This window comes from Dactylosporangium sp. NBC_01737, assembly GCF_035963215.1.
Lineage (GTDB): Bacteria > Actinomycetota > Actinomycetes > Mycobacteriales > Micromonosporaceae > Dactylosporangium.
Map to the genome: position 1 here is coordinate 697,037 of NZ_CP109153.1, position 17,660 is coordinate 714,696.

A 17,660-nucleotide genomic window follows, 5' to 3' on the forward strand; every position below is an offset into this window, starting at 1 on the left:
ACAGCGGTGGCGCAACCGGGAGCATGCCGCAGGAGTCTTCAACGGTGAGGGGGTGACGGGGTGGGCGAAGAGCTCGAGGCACGCGAAGCCGTCCGTGACGCGTACGAGGCGCACTACCGGCGACTGGTCGCCGCCCTCTATGCGCTCACCGGCGACCACGCAGAGGCCCAGGACCTGGTCCAGGAGGCCTACGCGCGTGCCCTGGCCCGCCCCCGGCAGTTCCTCGACGTCGCCGATCCCGAGGCGTGGTTACGCACCGTGGCGATGAATCTGGCCCGGACCCGCTGGCGGCGGCGGCGCCTGTTCGACACACTGGTGCGCAGCGGGCGTGTCGCCCGGCCGGTGGAAAGCGTCCCCGGTGTCGACCCCAACCGGGTCGCGCTGGTCGCCGCCCTGCAGCAGCTGTCGCAGGCCACCCGGGAGACGATCGTGCTGCACCACCTGGCGGACATGTCGGTCCACGAGGTCGCCGACACCCTGGGCGTGCCCGTCGGCACGGTGAAGGCACGCCTGTCGCGGGGCCGCGCCATGCTCGCCGCGCTGCTCAGCGACACCGACGCCGACCCCCGGGCCGACGCAGGAGGGCTCCGCCGCCCCCCGGTCCTGCCCCAACGAGACGTCCAGGAGGTGCGCGATGCGCCCTGACCTGGACTTCCGCACCCTACGGGCGCAGGTCGAGTCGGCGACGTGGATGCCGGACTTCAGCCTGCTGTACCGCCGGGCCGGCCGGGTGCGCATGCGCGACCGGATGGCCGTCGTCGGCGCGCTCGTCGGCACGCTCGCCGTGTTCGCGCCCGTCGCGCTCGCCGGGGTGTTCGGCCGGCCGTCCCCCTCCGCCCTCGGCCCCAACCCCGACCTCGGCGAGCCCTGGAGCCCGCTGCCGTCGGCGTCGGCGCTGCCGAGCGGCACCTTCGACCGGACCCGGTCGATCCGGGCCGTCGCCGGCGAACTGCCCGACGGCGTGCTCGCCGCGGTCGACGTCTGCGTCGAGGTGCCCCAGGCCCGCCGGTGCAGCCTCCAGGTGGTCGCGCTGCGGCCCGAGTCGCCCGGGCAGACCAGCACGTTCGTGAAGGACGCGCTGCGGCAGAGCTCGCTGGACAAGCTCGACCACGTCGAGCTGGCGCGGCTGTCCCCACAGACGTTCATGCTCAGCGGCGAGGTCAGCGGCGGCTCCCGCACCAACCTGAAGTTCCGCCTCGACGACCCCGCCGCCGTCCCGGCCGTCACCCCGGTCCTCGGCCCGGAGACCCGCGAGGCGCTCGGCCCCACCGACCGGGCGGTGCAACTCGCGCAGTACGGGGACCTCTTCGGCATCCGGCAGAGCGACGGCACGCTCAGCCTGCTCGTCGACCAGCCGCCGATGGCCCGGCGCAGCGTCGTCGGCGGGCTGCCGGTCCAGGCCGGCTGGTGGGTCACCGGCGCCGACCTGCACACCGGCTCGCCCGCCGTCTCGGTGAGCACCGATCAGGGCCGGCACTGGCTGGCCAGGTCGCTCAACGTGCCACCGGGGATCGACGCGCCCACGGTCGTCACCCTGGACGGCGTCACGGCGCACGCCTTCGTCCGGTACAGCAAGGGCATCCGGCACTTCCGTACCCGTGACGGCGGCGACAGCTGGCAGGAGGTGACCACGAAGATCGAGCTGCCGGGACCGCTGAGCAACGACGGAGCCCTCAACGGCCGCGCGTTCGACGCGCTGGTGCGCCCGGACCGGTCGGTGCTGCTGTGGGTCAGGGGCGACTCCGAGACCGTCTACCTGGAAAGCCTCGACGGGGAGCACTTCGGCGTGGTCGCCGGCCCGACCGGCGGTGTCGAACCCGTCGACAACGGCTTCGTCTCGCTCGCCGACCCGCCCTGGCTGGCCATCGACGGCCGCGACTGGCACGCCGCGACCCTCCCGGCGACCGTCCTGCCCAACTGAACGCTGTTTCGCAGAAGATTGGAACCGGGGCGGCCGGTCGGGGATCGTGAGCGGTGTGAGCGAGCTCGAGGGGGTCTACCACGCCTGCTACCGGAGGCTGGTGACACAGCTCTACGCGTTCACGACCGACCTCACCGAGGCGCAGGACGTGGTCCAGGAGGCGTTCGCCCGCGCCGCCGCCCGCCCCGGCGGCTTCATCGGCATCGACAACCCTGAGGCGTGGCTGCGCACCGTGGCCGTCAACGTCGTCCGCCGCCGCTGGCGCCGCCGGAAGCTGCTGGACCTGATCCTGCTCCGCGAGCGCGCCGTGCAGCGGCACGTCGAGGCGGGCCCGTCGCCGGAGCGCACCGACCTGACCGAGGCACTGGACGCCATACCCCGCACGTACCGGGAGGTCATCGTGCTGCACTACTACGCCGACCTCAGCGTCGAGGAGATCTCCGCCGCGCTCGGGGTGCCCGGCGGCACCGTCAAGTCGCGGCTGTCCCGGGGGCGCGCCGCCCTCGCCCAGCGGCTGCCCGGCTACTCCCCGCCGGCTTCCTCCCCGGCACCTTCGGAGGTGCGCCATGCCTGACGAGCTGGAGACCCTGCTCCGCGCCCAGCGACTCGACTTCGACCAGCCGCCCATGTCGGCGATCACCGCCCGCGCCCGTTTCCTGCGCAGGCGGCGCCGCGCCGTCCAGGCCGGGGCGGCCGCGCTGACGCTGCTCGCCGCGTCCGTGGCCTTCCTCGCGCCCCGCGACGCCCCCGCGCCGCAGGTGGCGGCGTCCCCGTCGCCCGGCGGCGTCTGGACGGGCGGCGGCATCACCGTCAACGGCCTGCCCGCCCTGCCCCGCGACCTGCCGGGCAAGATCGACGACGCGGAGTTCATCGACGCCGACCGGGGCTTCCTGCTGACCCGTGAGTGCGCCGCCGCCTCGTGTACCGCCTGGGTCAGCGCCTCCACCGACGGCGGCCGGACGTGGAGCACGGCCCGCGCCCCTGGCGTGTTCGGCACGCCCCCGCTCGGCGCGGTGTCGTCGCTGGTCGTCACCGGCTCCCGGATCACCCTGGTCGGCGCCGACGGCACCCGCTCCAGCAGCACCGACGGCGTCGCCTGGGACACCGCCACCGGCCCGCCCGCCCTCGCCGCGGGCGCCCTGCCCGGCGACGCCCGGCTGATCCTGCTCGGCGGTCAGGTCGCGGCGCTGCTGCACGACGGGACGAGCCTGGTCACTCCGGCCGCCCAGCCGCCGCTGACGGTGCACTGGGTGTCCCCGGTCCGCGCCGGCAGCGGGTCGTGGTGGGTCGGCGGCGCGGTGGACGGCCGCCCGGCGGTGGCGGTGTCCCGCGACGACGGCGCCACCTGGAAACTGACGACGTTCGCCGGCACCGGCACCGCCCAGGTGGCGTTCCTCGGCACGGACGTGTACGTGGCGGTGACCGACCCGCGGACCGGCCCGCCCGGGCTGACGGGGGTCGCGGCCTCCACCGACGGCGGCGCCCAGTTCACCGACCCCCGGCCGGTCACGGGCACCACCATCGGCGGCGACCTGGTCCCGCTCCTGGACGGCCGGCTGCTGTTCGTCGACGGCGCCGGCCACTGGCTGGTCTCCACCGACCGCGGCGCCACCTGGCAGCGCGTCTCCGGCCTGCACCCGACCGAACGCCTGGCGAGGACACAGGTCGGCTGGGTCGCCTACGGCATGTCCACGATCTACACCGCGTACTCCGTCGACGGCGCCACCTGGCAGAAGCTCGACGCCCAGTAGCCCCGCTCAGCTGCGGATGAAGTCCCAGGCGTCCTGGACCATCGTGGCCAGCTCCGCGTGCCGCGGGGTCCAGGACAGCTCCGACTTCGCCTTGTCGGAGGCGGCCACGAGCTGCGCCGGGTCACCCGGGCGGCGGGGCGCCATCTCGACCGGGACCGGGTGGCCGGTGACCTCGCGCACCACCTCGACGACCTGGCGGTTGGAGAAGCCGGTGCCGTTGCCGAGGTTGTAGACGCGGTGGCCGGGGCCGTCCATCGTGCCGAGGGCCAGCAGGTGGGCGGCGCCCAGGTCGCCGACGTGGATGTAGTCGCGGACGTTGGTGCCGTCGGGGGTGTCGTAGTCGTCGCCGAAGAGCTGGAGCTTCTCGCGGCGGCCGAGGGCGACCTGCAGGGCGATCGGGATCAGGTGGGTCTCCGGGTCGTGCCGTTCCCCGATCATCGACCCGTCGGGGCGGCGCAGCGCCCCGGCGACGTTGAAGTAGCGCAGGCTGACGGCGGAGATGCCGTGGCCGACGGCCTCGCCGGTGAGGGCGTGGTCGGCGGCGAGCTTCGAGGTCGCATACGGGTTGGGCGGCCGCACCGCCGCGGTCTCCGGGATCGGGACCACGTCGGGGTCGCCGTAGACGTTGGCGGTGGAGGAGAACACCAGGCGGCGGGTGCCGGCGGCACGCATCGCGTCGAGCAGCAGCAGCGTGCCGACGGTGTTGTTCTCCCAGTACTTCTCCGGCTTCTGCACGCTCTCGCCGGCGGCGATGAACGCGGCGAAGTGCAGCACGCCGTCGAACGCGGCGTCGCGGGTCAGCACGTCGCCGATCGCGTCGTGCACCCGGCCGCGGACGAAGACGGCGCCCTGCGGCACCGACGACTCATGGCCGGTGGAGAGGTCGTCGAGCACTGTCACGTCGTGACCGGCGTCGAGCAGCAGGGCGGTGACGACGCTGCCGATGTAGCCGGCGCCCCCGGTGACGAGCAGTTTCACGGCGTTCCTCCAAAAGTCATCAGGAACCAACAAATTTACACGTCCGTGGTGAATGACGTGGTTCCCGCCGCCTACAATTTCGTGCATGCCGGAGCCCGGCCCCGGGACCATGAGACACGCCGTGGCGAGTCTGCTGAGCCGCTGGGCGCAGCGCCTTCACGCTACCAACGAGTCCTCCGACGTCAGCGAGGCCGAGTTACGGACCCTGATCGCGGTGAACACCGGCACCGGCCACGTGCGTGAGGTGATGGTCCCACGCACCGAGGTGCTGTTCCTCGACGCGGGGCTGACGGTCGCGGAGGCGGTGACGGAGGTGCGCAACACGCGCCACTCCCGGTTTCCCGTGATCGACGGCGACCAGGACGACGTGCTCGGCTTCGTCCACGTGCGCGACCTGACGCTGCTGCCCGCGGTCGACCCGTGCCTGCGGCTGCGGGAGCTGACCCGCGAGGTGAAGCGGCTGCCGGCGAGCAAGCGGGTCCTGGCCGCGCTGTCCGAGATGCGCCGGGAGGGCCACCACCTGGCGGTCGTCATGGACGAGTACGGCGGCACGGCCGGCATCGTGACCCTGGAGGACCTGATCGAGGAACTCGTCGGCGAGATCCACGACGAGTACGACGCACCCCCGGAGGCCGCCGACGAATCCGCGGAGGTCGACGGCCGCCTCAACCTCGCCGACCTCGCCGAGCGGACCGGCCTGGCACTGCCCACCGGCCCGTACGAGACCGTGGCCGGCTTCGTCATGGCCCGCCTGGGCCGTCTGCCCCGCATGGGCGACGAGGTCCGGCACGACGGCTGGCACCTGCACGTCGCCACGGTCGAGGGCCGCCGGGTGGCGCGGGTGTCAGTGATCCGCCCGCGCCAGCCGTAGCAGACGATGGTCAGCCGGCCTCGATGATCATGCCGGCGCCGACGGTGCGGTTGCTGGACTCGTCGATGATGATGAATCCGCCGGTGGTGCGGTTGCGGCGGTACTCGTCCGCGAGCAGCGGCACCGTGGTGCGGAGCTTGACCCGGCCGATCTCGTTGAGCGCGAGGGACGTCGCCGACTCGTCGCGGTGCAGCGTGTTGACGTCGAGCCGGTATTGCAGGCCACGGACCACGGCACGGGCCGAGCGGGTCGTGTGCTTGATCGAATACTTGGCGCCGACGGTCAGCGGGCGGGTCTCGTCCATCCAGCAGATCATCGCCTCGATGTCCTGGGCGACCGCGGGCGCGTTGTTCGGCCGGCAGATCAGGTCACCGCGGGCGATGTCGATCTCGTCGGCGAGCCGGATCGTCACCGACATCGGCGGGTAGGCCTCCTGCAGCGGCCCGTCGGCGGTCTCGATGTGCGTGATCTTCGTGGTGAAGCCCGACGGCAGGACCATGACCTCGTCGCCGGGCTTCAGGACACCGGAGGCGACCTGGCCCGCGTAGCCGCGGTAGTCCGCGACCGTCGTGGACTGCGGGCGGATCACGTACTGCACCGGGAAGCGCACGTCGACCAGGTTGCGGTCCGAGGCGATGTGCACGTGCTCCAGGTGGTGCAGCAGCGACGGCCCCTCATACCACGGCATCTTCTCCGAGCGGGTGACCAGGTTGTCACCGTGCAGGGCCGAGATCGGGATGACCGTCAGGTCGGGCGCCTCGAGCTTCGCGGCGAACGAGGTGAACTCGTCGGCGATCCGCTCGAACACCTCCTGCGAGTAGTCGACCAGGTCCATCTTGTTGACGCACAGCACCAGGTGCGGCACGCGCAGCAGCGAGCACAGGAAGGCGTGCCGCCGGGACTGCTCGACCAGGCCCTTGCGGGCGTCGACCAGGATCAGCGCCAGGTCGGCGGTGGACGCGCCGGTCACCATGTTGCGCGTGTACTGGATGTGCCCCGGCGTGTCGGCGATGATGAACTTCCGCCGTGGGGTGGCGAAGTACCGGTAGGCCACGTCGATCGTGATGCCCTGCTCCCGCTCGGCCCGCAGGCCGTCGGTGAGCAGCGCGAGGTTGGTGTACTCGTCGCCGCGGGAGCGCGAGGTCGCCTCGACCGCCTCCAGCTGGTCCTCGAAGATGGCCTTCGAGTCATACAGCAGCCGGCCGATCAGGGTCGACTTGCCGTCGTCGACGGAGCCGGCGGTCGCGAACCGCAGCAGGTCCATCTGCCGCTGGGCGGGAGTCTCAACAACGGCGGTCATCTTAGAAGTACCCCTCACGCTTACGGTCTTCCATGGCCGCCTCGCTGACCTTGTCGTCGCCCCGGGTCGCGCCGCGCTCCGTGATCCGGGTGGCGGCGACCTCGTCGATGACCTTGTCGATCGTGTCCGCGTCGCTGCGGACCGCGGCGGTGCAGGAGGCGTCGCCGACGGTGCGGTAGCGCACCCGCTCCACGAACGGCGTCTCACCCGCCTTCAGTGGCAGGAACTCGTTGACCGCGTAGAGCATCCCACCACGGTCGACGACCTCACGGTCGTGCGCGTAGTAGATGTCGGGCAGGCCGATGCCCTCGCGGGCGATGTAGTGCCAGACGTCCAGCTCGGTCCAGTTGGACAGCGGGAACACCCGGATCGACTCGCCGGGCGCGATGCGGGCGTTGTAGAGCCCCCACAGCTCGGGCCGCTGGTTGCGCGGGTCCCACTGCCCGAAGCCGTCGCGGAAACTGAAGACCCGCTCCTTGGCGCGGGCCTTCTCCTCGTCGCGGCGGGCGCCGCCGAACAACGCGTCGAAGCGGTATTTCTCGACCGCGTCGAGCAGGACCGGGGTCTGGATGCGGTTGCGCATGCCGTCGCCGGACTCGCGGACCAGGCCGCTGTCGATCGCCTCCTCGACGCTGGCCACGATGAGCTGCACGTTGAGATCGGTGACCCGGCGGTCACGGTAGGCGAGGACCTCCGGGAAGTTGTGTCCCGTGTCGACGTGCATGACGGGGAACGGAATCCGTCCTGGTGCGAACGCCTTCTCGGCGAGACGGAGCATGACGATCGAGTCCTTGCCGCCGGAGAACAGCAGGACCGGTCGCTCGAACTCGGCGACCACCTCACGCATGATGAACAGGCTCTCGGCCTCGAGAGCGTCCAGATGCGAGACGCGGTAGGGCGCGCGACTCATGGTTGGCGGAAACCTTTCCCTAGGAAGCGACAGACGCGCTGATCGCGGCCAGCAACTGAGGCGCCAGTGCCTTCCGACACACCACCAGGTCAGGCAGCCGTGGGTCGGGCTGGTTGTATTCCAACGTAGTCCCGTCGATCCGGGAAGCATGCAGACCCGTGGCGACCGCCACAGCGACCGGGGCGGCGGAGTCCCACTCGTACTGGCCGCCGGCGTGGACGTAGGCGTCGACGGCACCGTCGATCACCGCGGCGATCTTGGCACCGGCGGAGCCCATGGGCACGAGCTCGATCGGCAGCCGCTCGGCGAGCGCCGCGAGCAGCGCCGGCGGGCGGGTGCGGCTGGCGGCGAGCCGGATCGGCTCACCCTGCACCCCGGGCATCGGGGGGAACGGCGGCGGCGCGTCGGTGCCCAGGACGCAGTGCTGCGCAGGCAGGGCCACCGCACCGGCGAGGAGCCGGCCCCAGCCGACGGCGCGCTCCGGCTGCGGGGTGCCGTCGCCGGCATACTCGGTGATCCGCGCGGACGTGCGCCCCCACAGGGCGACGTGGACCGCCCAGTCGGCGCGGCCCTCCTCGCCGAACTCGCGGGTGCCGTCGAGCGGGTCGACGATCCAGACGCGGTCGGCGCTGAGCCGGGTGGCGCTGTCGGCGCCCTCCTCGGACAGCACGGCGTCGGCCGGGCGCCAGCGCTCCAGCTGCGCGACCAGCAGCTCGTGCGACAGCCGGTCACCGGCCTTGCGCAGGGCGGCCGGGTCGGAATACCCCATCTCCTCGCGCAGCTTCAACAGCAGGTCGCCCGCGCGCTGAGCCAGCCAGCGGGCGAACCCGCCGTCGGTGGCGGGTGGCAGATCGGTCATCAGTACGCTCCAGCCCCTCGGGTCACCGCGCTCAACGTCCGCAGCATGATCACCAGGTCGAGCGACAGCGACCAGTTCTCCACATACTGCAGGTCGAGGCGGACCGCTTCGTCCCACGATAGGTCCGACCGGCCGGACACCTGCCAGAGGCCGGTCATCCCGGGCCGCACCGCCAGCCTGCGCCGGGCGTCGTCCGGATACACGGCGACCTCCTCCGGCAGCGGCGGGCGCGGCCCGACCAGTGACATGCTGCCCCCGAGCACATTGAGCAGCTGGGGCAGCTCGTCGAGCGAAAACTTGCGCAGAAGCCGCCCGACGCGGGTGACCCGTGGGTCGTTGCGCAGTTTGAACAGTGCGCCGTCGACTTCGTTGAGGTGCCGCAGCTCGGCAAGGCGGGCTTCGGCGTCCAGGTGCATTGTGCGGAACTTGACGATCACGAACTCACGACCGTCTTTGCCCACACGTACTTGACGAAACAGTACCGGCCCTCGTGACTCCGCGCGAACCGCGAGCGCCAGACCAGCCAGAAGTGGACTCAACGCGATCAGCAACATGACGGCACCGACCCTGTCCACGACCGCCTTCAGCACCCGCCTCGCGCCGGTGAGCGTGGGATGCTCGACGTGCAGCATCGGCAGGCCGTCGACGGGCCGGATCGTGGTCCGGCTACCGGCGACGTCGATCAGGGTGCTCGCCACGATCAGGTCGATGTCGTCGCGTTCGAGGCGCCACGCCAGCCGGCGCAGCGCGTGCCCGTCCAGCTCCGGGCACGACAGCACCAGCACCGTGTCGGCCCTGGCCTGGCGGACCGCCCCGGCGATCTCGTCGAACGTGCCCAGCACCGGCACGTCCGGCACGGTGCCCTCCTCCGCGAGGCAGGCGCCGACGACCTTCAGGCCGTGGTACCGCTCCCGGCACAGCTGCCTGGTCATCGTCTCGACCGCCAGCTCGTGGCCGACGACCACGACCCGCCGCATGCAGGCGCCGCGCGTCTTGCGGGCCCGGTGCAGCAGCTGCCGCAGCACGAACCGCGACACCAGGCACCCGGACGTGACCAGCGGCAGCGCCACCACGAACCAGCCGCGGGCGATGGAGATCTCCGCCGCGTAGGCGCCGACGATGGTCGCGGCGGTCAGCGCCAGGCCGGCCCGCAGCACCCGCTGGTACTCGTCGGTGCCGACGAACAGGTACCGCTTCTCGTAGGCGCGGTTCGCGGCGAGCGTCGCGGTGAACGCGACCGGCAGGAGCGCGGACAGCAGCGCGTACCGGCTGTTGTAGTTGGTCAGGACCGAGCCGAACCGGACCTCGAACGCGACGAGCCCGGCGAGCACGCCGATCAGGGCGTCGATCAGCAGCAGGGTCCGCAGGTAGCGGCCCTCCCATGCCCAGCGGGCCCGGTGCCGGGGCGCCCTGGCGGGTTCCCTGCCGGGGTCCATGGCCGGTCCGGCGGGCTTCGCGGCCGGTACGAACGTCGCCACCCGCCCGACGGCGTCCTCGACCTCGGCCTGGAGCTGGGCTGACACGTGTGCGGGCGGGACGGGCGGCCCGGGCGCCGGCGAGACGGGGGCGGCGGTCCGTGCGGCCGCCGAGGGCAGCCCTTCCGGGCCGCGGGCGATGGTGCCCATCGGGCTGGGCCGCCGCCGGACCACCTGCCGCTCGACCGTGTCGGCCCGCTGGATCGGCTCCGCGGCCTTGACCTGGGCCACCGGCTCCGCGGGCTGGATCCTGGTCACGGACCCGGCGGGCGCGGTCCGCGGCACGGACGCGGTGGGCGCGGTCCGCGGCACGGACGCGATGGGCGGGGTTCCTGTGGCGGGGGCGGCCTGGTCGGTGGCGGTGGGCCTGTGGCCGGCCTGCAGGGCGTTGCTCTGCCGCTCGGGACGCCGCAGGCCGCCGGAGCGCTCGTCGCGGCGGAGACCACCCGGCCGCTCCTCCCAGCGGAGGCCGGCGGCCCGCTCGTCCCGGCGGGTGCCGGCGGCGCGCTCCTCACGCCGCGAAACGGCGGCGTGCTCCTCGCGGCGCGGACCGGCCAGACGCTCGTCACGCTGCGGACGGGCGGCGCGTTCCTCGCGGCGCGGGCCGGCGGTGCGCTCGTCACGGCGCGGGCCGGCGGCGCGTTCCTCGCGGCGCAGGCCGCCGGGGCGGTCCTCGGGGCGCAGATGGGCCGGGCGGTGGAAGCCGTCCCGCGTTCGCCCGCTGTCGACCGCCACGCACGCCTCCTCAAGTCCGCCTTCTTTGCAAAAGGTGCGACTTGGAGTACAACGTGCAACTCGGACATGCGTCACGGCGACACACGGACCGGCATGCAAGGTTCAGACCGGACGGACGATGGACAACCAGGACCTTATGACGCGTGATACCGGTTCTGCGCCGGCTCCAGCCCCTGCTCGATTACCATCTCCACGGCGTCCGCCGCGCGGTCGATGAAGAAGTCGAGCTCCTTGCGCTCCACGGTGGTGAAGTCCGACAGCACGAAGTCCGCCGGGTTCTGCCGGCCGGGCGGGCGGCCGATGCCGAAGCGGACCCGCACGTAGTCCTTGCTGCCCAGCGACGTCGACATGGACCGCAGGCCGTTGTGGCCGCCCTCGCCGCCGCCCTGCTTGAGCCGCAGCTGCTCGTAGGGCACGTCGAGCTCGTCGTGCACGGCGATCACCTGGGCGACCGGCACCTTGTAGAACTGGGCCAGCCCGGCGACCGGGCCGCCGGAAAGGTTCATGAACGTCAGCGGCTTGACCAGCACGATGCGTGGCCCGCCGATGCGCAGGCGTCCCTCGGCCACGTCGGCGGCGACCCGCCGGTGCCGGGACAGGCGCAGCCCGGCCCGCTGGGCGAGCAGGTCGGCGACCATGAAGCCGACGTTGTGGCGGTGGCGCGCGTATTCGGGCCCGGGGTTGCCCAGCCCGACGATCAGCCAGGGCGCGGTGTCCGTCATCAGGGTCCCCTCATGCGACAAGGCCGCGGGTGCCCGTCAGGCGCCTGCGACCCCGGGTCGGACGACTCCGGCATCGGCCGGGTCATGCGAAGAGGTCGCGGGTGCCCGTCAGGCGCCCGCGACCTCTCATCGAACGACTCAGGCGTCGGCCGGCTCCGGGGTCGCCTCGGCCTCGACGGCCTCGGCGGCCTCGCCGGTCTCGCCCTCGAGCGCCTCGGCGGTCGGGGCGCCGGTGACGACGGCGATGACGAGGCCGGGGTCGGCGGCCAGCTCGGACCCGGCGGGCAGCTGGACGTCGCCGGCGGTCACGTGGCTGCCGGCCTCGAGACCGGCGATGGAGACCTCGACGAACTCGGGCAGCTTCACCGCGTCGGCCAGGATCGCAAGCGTGGTGTTCTCGACCATGACGAGGGTGTCGCGGGCGGCCTCACCGGTCAGGTGGACCGGGATCTCGACCGTGACCTTCTCGCCACGGCGCACGACGAGCAGGTCGACGTGCTCGTAGGTGTCCTTGATCGGGTCGCGCTGGATCGCCTTCGGCAGGGCGAGCGCGGTGCCGCCGCCGGTGATCTCGATGTTGAAGATCTGGTTCTTGCCGCCGTGCCGGATGGCGGCGGCGAACTCGCGGGCAGGGAGGGCGATGTGGCGGGGCGCTTCGCCGTGGCCGTACAGCACGGCGGGCACCTTGCCGGCCCGGCGCGTGCGGCGGGCACCACCCTTGCCGAACTCGGTGCGGGGCTCAGCGCTGATCTTTACCTCGGACACGGCAAAAACTCCTGATGCGGTTGTGCGGCGGGCACCGGCCGGCGCGACCGGTAACAGTTGTCGTGGTGCGGCGCTCGGGCGAGGAGGCGCACGGGGCACAGGCCCGGAGCACCGCGTCGATCACGGAGCCCGCATGGCCGTCATGCTGAACCGGCGAAGACCGCTTCCGCGGTGGTCACTGGAACGCACGCCCGGCCCTTGGAGCACCCTCGCCGTGGCAACCGCACTAGCTTACCCGAGACTCCAGACCGCCTTCACATCGCACCCGTCCGGTTGTGCAGATCACGCGGGCGTGTCAACCGGACGGGCCGCGAAGGCCACCGGAAAATCAGGACAGGCCGCCGAAAAGGGTCGTGACCGAGCCGTCGTCGAACACCTCGCGGATGGCCCGGGCCAGCAGCGGGGCGATCGAGAGCTGGGTGATCTTGTCGACTTTCTTGTCACCCGGCAGTGGCAGCGTGTTGGTCACCACGATCTCGCTGATCCGGCTGGCGTCGAGCCGGTCGCAGGCGGGGTCGGACAGCACCGCGTGGGTCGCGGCGACCACGACGTCGGCGGCGCCCTCGTTGAAGAGGATGTCCGCGGCGCCGACGATCGTGCCGCCGGTGTCGATCATGTCGTCGACGATCAGGCAGACCCGGCCCTCGACCTCACCGACGACCCGGTTCGCCACCACCTGGTTGGGCTTGGACGGGTCGCGGGTCTTGTGGATGAACGCCAGGGGGCAGCCGCCGAGGCGGTCCGTCCAGCGCTCGGCGACCCGCACCCGGCCGGAGTCGGGCGCGACGACGGTGATCGGGCGTCCGGCGTACTTGGCCTCGATGTGGTCGGCGAGGGTGTTCATGGCGAACAGGTGGTCGACCGGGCCGTCGAAGAAGCCCTGGATCTGCGCGGTGTGCAGGTCCACGGTGAGGATCCGGTTGGCACCGGCGGTCTTGAGCAGGTCGGCGACGAGCCGGGCGGAGATCGGCTCGCGGCCGCGGTGCTTCTTGTCCTGCCGGGCGTACGGGTAGAACGGCAGGACAACGGTGATCCGCTTGGTCGAGCCGCGCTTGAGCGCGTCGACCATGATCAGGCACTCCATCAGCCAGTCGTTGATCGGCGCGACCATCGACTGCACGACGAAGGCGTCCGACCCGCGCACCGACTCCCGGTAGCGGATGAAGATCTCCCCGCTGGCGAAGTCGTAGGCGTCCATCGGTGTCGGCTCGACGCCGAGCACCGCCCCTATCTCCTCAGCGAGCGCGGGAAAACCCCGGCCGGAGAAGAGCATGAGGTTCTTGCGGTTCTCCGAACTGATGCTGGCCATTTGGGTCGCCCGCTCCCGATCTCGTGGTTGGGCTCATTGTTCGTCGCGTGGCCCCACGTCGGCCACCTGACCGGGGGTGACGTGGTTTTGTTCACGTGCGAGGGCGTCGCGTGCGGCCTGCGCGGCGGCTGTGCCAGCTCGCCTGCGCTCGACCCAGCCCTCGATGTTGCGCTGCTGGGCGCGGGACACCCCGAGCGCACCCGGGGGCACGTCCTTGGTGATCACGCTGCCCGCGGCGGTGTAGGCACCGTCGCCGACGTGCACCGGCGCGACGAACATGTTGTCGGCGCCGGTGCGCGCGTGGGCGCCGATCACCGAGCGGCGCTTCTGGATCCCGTCGTAGTTGACGAAGACGGTCGCGGCGCCGATGTTGGTGCCCTCGCCGATCTCCGCGTCGCCGACGTAGGACAGGTGCGGGACCTTCGCGCCGTCGCCGAGGGTGGCGGCCTTGGTCTCCACGAACGTGCCGATCTTCGACTTGCGGCCGAGCCGTGTGCCGGGGCGCAGGTAGGCGAACGGCCCGACGGACGCCTGCGGCCCGATCTCGGAGGACAGCGCGTGGGTGCGCACGACGCTGGCGCCGTCGCCGACGACCACGTCGATGAGCGAGGTGTCCGGACCGATCACCGCGCCCTCGCCGATGCGGGTCGCGCCGCGCAGGTGGGTGTTGGGCTCGACGACGGCGTCCCGCGAGAGGGTGACGGTGACGTCGATCCAGGTGGTCGCCGGGTCGATGATCGCGACGCCGGCGCGCATCCACTCGTCGTTGATGCGGTCCCGCATGAGCGCCCGCAGCCCGGCGAGCTGGGCCCGGTCGTTGGCGCCCAGGGTCTCCGTCGCGTCCGGGGCACGGTGCGCGACGATCGGCGCCCCGGCCTCGGCGAGCAGGCCGATGACGTCGGTGAGGTACTCCTCACCCTGGTCGTTGTCGGTGGACAGCTTGCCGAGCATCTCGCGCAGCCGCTCGGCGTCGAACACGTACACCCCCGAGTTGATCTCGTGGATGCCCCGCTGGGCGGGTGTGGCGTCGCGCTCCTCGACGATCGCGGTGAACTCGCCGCCCCTGTTGCGCACGATGCGGCCGAGCCCGGTGGGGTCGGTGACGTCGGCGGTCAGGACGGTGGCGGCGGCCTTGGTCGTCTCGTGCGTGTGCACGAGCGCGCTGAGGGTCTCCGCGCGCAGCAGCGGGGTGTCGCCGCCGAGCACGACGACGGTCCCGGTGAGCTCCGGGGTCTCGTCCAGCGCGATGCGCACGGCGTGGCCGGTGCCGCGCTGCTCGATCTGGGTGACCGGCACGGCGGCCGGCGCGACCTGCTCCAGGTGGGCCCGGACCAGTTCGCCGCCGTGGCCGACGACCACGGTGGCGGGGCCGCCGATCGCCGCTTCGGCGGCGGCGAGCACGTGGCCCACCAGGGTCCGGCCGAGCAGCGGGTGCAGCACTTTCGGCAGGGCGGACTTCATCCGCTTTCCCTCGCCGGCGGCCAGGATGATCACATTTCGCACGAGCGCGCTCCTCGACGGTGTCGGTGCGCCTCATCGTAGTCAGGTGGCTGGGGTGCCAGGATTCGAACCTGGACTGCGAGGCTCCAAAGGCCTGCGGGCTGCCGTTACCCCACACCCCAAAGATCTGCCTGTGCAGCCTACCGGTCGCATCAATCGCACTCGTATCGAGGCCGGTTTGCTCACCCGTGGGGCGCTTCGGCCGATGCTTCTGGACGAAGATCACAGAAGACGGCGGGTAATCGACTTGACACAGAGCTCGTCTGGCGAACCTACGCTCCCGTAAGTTACGGTGACGTAAGCGTAGCCCGTCGATCTCCCCCGCCCGGCGAAGAGCCTGTGAGAGGTGCCATGTCCGCTGTACTCCTTGATCCCACCCCAGGTCAGACCCCCGAGCGCGGGCCGAAGGCCCTCACCGAGGGCCGCCAGAGCATCGGGATCCTGGTAGCCCTCTGGGGCTTCGTCGTCCTGCCGTTCGTCGCCATCCTGGCTGCCGTCCCCGTCGCCTGGGGGTGGGGGCTCACCTGGCTCGACGTCGCGCTCGGCACGATCTTCTACGTGGTCGGCGGGCTCGGCATCGGCTCGGGCTTCCACCGGTACCTCACGCACGGCGCCTTCAAGGCAAACCGGGGGCTGCGCATCGCCCTGACGGTCGCCGGCAGCACCGCGATCGAGGGCAGCCCGACCCAGTGGGTCGCCGACCACCGCCGCCACCACGCGTTCTCCGACCGCGAGGGCGACCCGCACTCGCCGTGGCGCTTCGGGGAGTCCTTCGGCGGTCTCGTGAAGGGCCTGTTCTACGCCCACGTGGGCTGGCTGTTCTTCCGCGAGCTGTCCAACCGGGAGCGCTTCGCCCCGGACCTGCTCGCCGACAGGGACATCCGCCGCATCGACAAGCTGTTCCCGGTGATCGTCGTCCTCTCGGCCACGCTGCCCGCGATCATCGCCGGCCTGGTCACCTGGTCGTGGCAGGGCGCGCTGTCGGCGTTCTTCTGGGCGGGCGTGGTCCGCATCGGCCTGCTGCACCACGTCACCTGGTCGATCAACTCGATCTGCCACGTGTACGGCGAGCGCCCGTTCGAGACCCGCGACGGCGACAAGGCCAGCAACTTCTGGCCCCTGGCGATCCTGTCCTTCGGCGAGAGCTGGCACAACCTGCACCACGCCGACCCGACCTGCGCCCGCCACGGCGTCGACAAGGGCCAGATCGACATCAACGCCAGGCTCATCTGGATCTTCGAGAAGCTCGGCTGGGCCACCGACGTGCGCTGGCCGAAGCGTGACCGGCTCGATGCGAAGCGGGTCGCCGCCGCTGGTGGCGCGGCTGGCACGATGAGCGGGTGACCGACCTTCCGGAGGAAACACCGCACATCCACCAACGACCGAGCCCACCGCCGCCGGTCTCGCCGAAGTCACGGGTGCGGATGTCCGCCGCCCAGCGTCGCGAGCAGCTCATCGCCATCGGGCGGGCGCTGTTCGCGGAGCGGGGATTCGACGCCACCTCCATCGAGGAGGTGGCGTCGCGTGCGAAGGTCTCCAAACCCGTCGTCTACGAGCATTTCGGCGGCAAGGAGGGGCTCTACGCGGTGGTCGTGGACCGCGAGGTCCGCAACCTGCTCGACCGGATCACCAACGCGCTGACCGCGGGCCACCCGCACGAGCTGCTCGAGCAGGCGGCCCTCGCGCTGCTGGACTACATCGAGCACGAGACCGACGGCTTCTGGGTCCTGGTCCGCGAGTCGCCGGTGATGTCGCCGAACGGCAACCTCATGAGCGTCCTCAACGACGTCGCCCACCAGGCCGAACACATACTGGGCTCGGAGTTCAAACGCCGCGGCTTCGACCCGAAGCTCGCCGAGCTCTACTCGCAGGCCCTCGTCGGCATGGTCGCGCTGACCGGCCGGTGGTGGCTGGAGGTGCGCAAGCCGCGCAAGGAGGTCGTCGCGGCCCACCTGGTCAACCTGGCGTGGAACGGGCTGTCCAACATGGAGGCCAAGCCGACCCTCGTCACCAGGCAGGGCAAGTAGTCACCAGGCAGGGCGGGTGGCTGAAGGCGGCGCCGCCGGCGCCGCCTTCACTCACGCGACGCGGGCGCCGTGCCGGAAGTGCTCCTCGGCCTCCGCGTCCGAGACGCTGCCGACCCGGTCGTAGAGGCTCGCGACACCGGTGATGCCCGCGAGAATGAACGTGACGACCACGTTGACCATCGAGAACGCGAAGATGTTTGCCTCGGTCTGCATCAGCGCGAGGGACCCCATGCCGACGATCGTCAGCACGATCCCGGCGAGCTGGTTGATGTGGTGGGCCAGGTTGCGGCCGATGAGGTTGGCACCGAGCACGACGACCCCGGCGACCAGCGACAGCAGCGAGAACGCGGGGTTGGTGCGCAGGCCCAGCACCCACTCCGCATTGTCCTGGGTGAAGAAGTCGTTCCCCGACGTCTGGGCGAAGCCGACCACGCCGAAGACCAGCATGTAGAGGCCCGCAACGACGCAGAGCAGCCGGTACAGGGGCCGGAGGTGATGGTTGATCGGAAAGTGAGCGGCCATGACCGCATTCTAGGA

17 protein-coding genes and 1 tRNA gene are annotated in these 17,660 nt (G+C 71.7%); 7 read left to right on the forward strand and 11 right to left on the reverse strand.

The window, feature by feature from the left end:
• Positions 1-60: 60 nt before the first annotated feature.
• The 4 genes from OHA72_RS03180 to OHA72_RS03195 are packed head-to-tail and all read left to right on the forward strand — an operon-like array spanning position 61 to position 3,672.
• A complete protein-coding gene (locus tag OHA72_RS03180) occupies positions 61-645 on the forward strand; it encodes an RNA polymerase sigma factor (RefSeq protein ID WP_327006359.1) in 585 nt (194 codons plus the stop codon).
• Complete coding sequence (locus tag OHA72_RS03185; RefSeq protein WP_327006360.1) at positions 635-1,921, forward strand: sialidase family protein; 1,287 nt, start codon at positions 635-637, stop codon at positions 1,919-1,921. The genes OHA72_RS03180 and OHA72_RS03185 overlap by 11 nt, the downstream gene beginning before the upstream one ends.
• A 55-nt stretch (positions 1,922-1,976) precedes the next feature.
• Entirely contained in the window at positions 1,977-2,495 is a 519-nt protein-coding gene (locus OHA72_RS03190) for an RNA polymerase sigma factor (RefSeq protein ID WP_327006361.1), read from the forward strand.
• Entirely contained in the window at positions 2,488-3,672 is a 1,185-nt protein-coding gene (locus tag OHA72_RS03195) for a sialidase family protein (RefSeq protein ID WP_327006362.1), read from the forward strand. Before OHA72_RS03190 ends, OHA72_RS03195 begins: the two co-directional genes overlap by 8 nt.
• A gap of 6 nt (positions 3,673-3,678) precedes the next feature.
• Here the strand turns inward: OHA72_RS03195 and galE are convergent, their stop codons facing one another.
• Positions 3,679-4,650, reverse strand: a complete 972-nt coding sequence (gene galE / locus OHA72_RS03200) for a UDP-glucose 4-epimerase GalE (protein WP_327006363.1) — start codon at positions 4,648-4,650, stop codon at positions 3,679-3,681.
• Positions 4,651-4,771: 121 nt separating this feature from the next.
• Between galE and OHA72_RS03205 the strand changes: the two genes are divergently transcribed.
• Positions 4,772-5,521, forward strand: a complete 750-nt coding sequence (locus OHA72_RS03205) for a hemolysin family protein (RefSeq protein WP_442788501.1) — start codon at positions 4,772-4,774, stop codon at positions 5,519-5,521.
• 10 nt (positions 5,522-5,531) lie between these two features.
• Here OHA72_RS03205 and cysN read toward each other — a convergent pair whose 3' ends face one another.
• The 9 genes from cysN to OHA72_RS03250 form a co-directional block, all read right to left on the reverse strand.
• The gene (gene cysN, locus OHA72_RS03210) at positions 5,532-6,821 is read right to left on the reverse strand and encodes a sulfate adenylyltransferase subunit CysN (RefSeq protein ID WP_327006364.1); all 1,290 of its coding nucleotides are present in this window, start codon (positions 6,819-6,821) and stop codon (positions 5,532-5,534) included.
• Between the two features lies 1 nt (position 6,822).
• Positions 6,823-7,731: a sulfate adenylyltransferase subunit CysD gene (gene cysD, locus OHA72_RS03215; RefSeq protein WP_327006365.1), complete on the reverse strand. Its 909-nt coding sequence runs from the start codon at positions 7,729-7,731 to the stop codon at positions 6,823-6,825.
• Positions 7,732-7,750: 19 nt separating this feature from the next.
• The gene (locus OHA72_RS03220) at positions 7,751-8,590 is read right to left on the reverse strand and encodes an inositol monophosphatase family protein (protein WP_327006366.1); all 840 of its coding nucleotides are present in this window, start codon (positions 8,588-8,590) and stop codon (positions 7,751-7,753) included.
• A complete protein-coding gene (locus OHA72_RS03225) occupies positions 8,590-10,800 on the reverse strand; it encodes a sugar transferase (RefSeq protein ID WP_327006367.1) in 2,211 nt (736 codons plus the stop codon). Before OHA72_RS03225 ends, OHA72_RS03220 begins: the two co-directional genes overlap by 1 nt.
• A gap of 134 nt (positions 10,801-10,934) precedes the next feature.
• Complete coding sequence (pth, locus tag OHA72_RS03230; protein ID WP_442788502.1) at positions 10,935-11,522, reverse strand: aminoacyl-tRNA hydrolase; 588 nt, start codon at positions 11,520-11,522, stop codon at positions 10,935-10,937.
• Positions 11,523-11,660: 138 nt separating this feature from the next.
• On the reverse strand, positions 11,661-12,287 hold the full coding sequence (locus OHA72_RS03235) for a 50S ribosomal protein L25/general stress protein Ctc (RefSeq protein WP_327006368.1): 627 nt from the start codon (positions 12,285-12,287) through the stop codon (positions 11,661-11,663).
• A 328-nt stretch (positions 12,288-12,615) separates the two neighbouring features.
• A complete protein-coding gene (locus OHA72_RS03240; RefSeq protein ID WP_327006369.1) occupies positions 12,616-13,596 on the reverse strand; it encodes a ribose-phosphate diphosphokinase in 981 nt (326 codons plus the stop codon).
• Between the two features lie 33 nt (positions 13,597-13,629).
• Positions 13,630-15,057 carry a bifunctional UDP-N-acetylglucosamine diphosphorylase/glucosamine-1-phosphate N-acetyltransferase GlmU gene (glmU, locus tag OHA72_RS03245; RefSeq protein WP_327011438.1) on the reverse strand — a complete coding sequence of 476 codons (1,428 nt, stop codon included), beginning with the start codon at positions 15,055-15,057 and terminating at the stop codon, positions 13,630-13,632.
• Between the two features lie 86 nt (positions 15,058-15,143).
• Positions 15,144-15,218: transfer RNA gene (locus OHA72_RS03250), tRNA-Gln, on the reverse strand.
• Positions 15,219-15,447: 229 nt separating this feature from the next.
• Between OHA72_RS03250 and OHA72_RS03255 the strand changes: the two genes are divergently transcribed.
• Both OHA72_RS03255 and OHA72_RS03260 read left to right on the forward strand, forming a co-directional pair.
• Complete coding sequence (locus OHA72_RS03255) at positions 15,448-16,440, forward strand: acyl-CoA desaturase (RefSeq protein WP_327006370.1); 993 nt, start codon at positions 15,448-15,450, stop codon at positions 16,438-16,440.
• Positions 16,441-16,520: 80 nt separating this feature from the next.
• Entirely contained in the window at positions 16,521-17,123 is a 603-nt protein-coding gene (locus OHA72_RS03260) for a TetR family transcriptional regulator (RefSeq protein WP_327011439.1), read from the forward strand.
• A gap of 51 nt (positions 17,124-17,174) precedes the next feature.
• Here OHA72_RS03260 and OHA72_RS03265 read toward each other — a convergent pair whose 3' ends face one another.
• The gene (locus OHA72_RS03265; protein WP_327006371.1) at positions 17,175-17,645 is read right to left on the reverse strand and encodes a DUF4383 domain-containing protein; all 471 of its coding nucleotides are present in this window, start codon (positions 17,643-17,645) and stop codon (positions 17,175-17,177) included.
• Positions 17,646-17,660 lie beyond the last annotated feature (15 nt).

Bases quoted from the DNA above. Each gene is read 5' to 3' on its own strand.
- OHA72_RS03195 (WP_327006362.1), top strand. From the start codon at position 2,488: ATGCCTGACGAGCTGGAGACCCTGCTCCGCGCCCAGCGACTCGACTTC.
- OHA72_RS03265 (WP_327006371.1), bottom strand. From the start codon at position 17,645: ATGGCCGCTCACTTTCCGATCAACCATCACCTCCGGCCCCTGTACCGG.
- OHA72_RS03260 (WP_327011439.1), top strand. From the start codon at position 16,521: ATGTCCGCCGCCCAGCGTCGCGAGCAGCTCATCGCCATCGGGCGGGCG.
- OHA72_RS03240 (WP_327006369.1), bottom strand. From the start codon at position 13,596: ATGGCCAGCATCAGTTCGGAGAACCGCAAGAACCTCATGCTCTTCTCC.
- OHA72_RS03185 (WP_327006360.1), top strand. From the start codon at position 635: ATGCGCCCTGACCTGGACTTCCGCACCCTACGGGCGCAGGTCGAGTCG.
- cysN (WP_327006364.1), bottom strand. From the start codon at position 6,821: ATGACCGCCGTTGTTGAGACTCCCGCCCAGCGGCAGATGGACCTGCTG.
- OHA72_RS03255 (WP_327006370.1), top strand. From the start codon at position 15,448: ATGTCCGCTGTACTCCTTGATCCCACCCCAGGTCAGACCCCCGAGCGC.
- pth (WP_442788502.1), bottom strand. From the start codon at position 11,522: ATGACGGACACCGCGCCCTGGCTGATCGTCGGGCTGGGCAACCCCGGG.
- cysD (WP_327006365.1), bottom strand. From the start codon at position 7,731: ATGAGTCGCGCGCCCTACCGCGTCTCGCATCTGGACGCTCTCGAGGCC.
- OHA72_RS03220 (WP_327006366.1), bottom strand. From the start codon at position 8,590: ATGACCGATCTGCCACCCGCCACCGACGGCGGGTTCGCCCGCTGGCTG.
- glmU (WP_327011438.1), bottom strand. From the start codon at position 15,057: ATGAAGTCCGCCCTGCCGAAAGTGCTGCACCCGCTGCTCGGCCGGACC.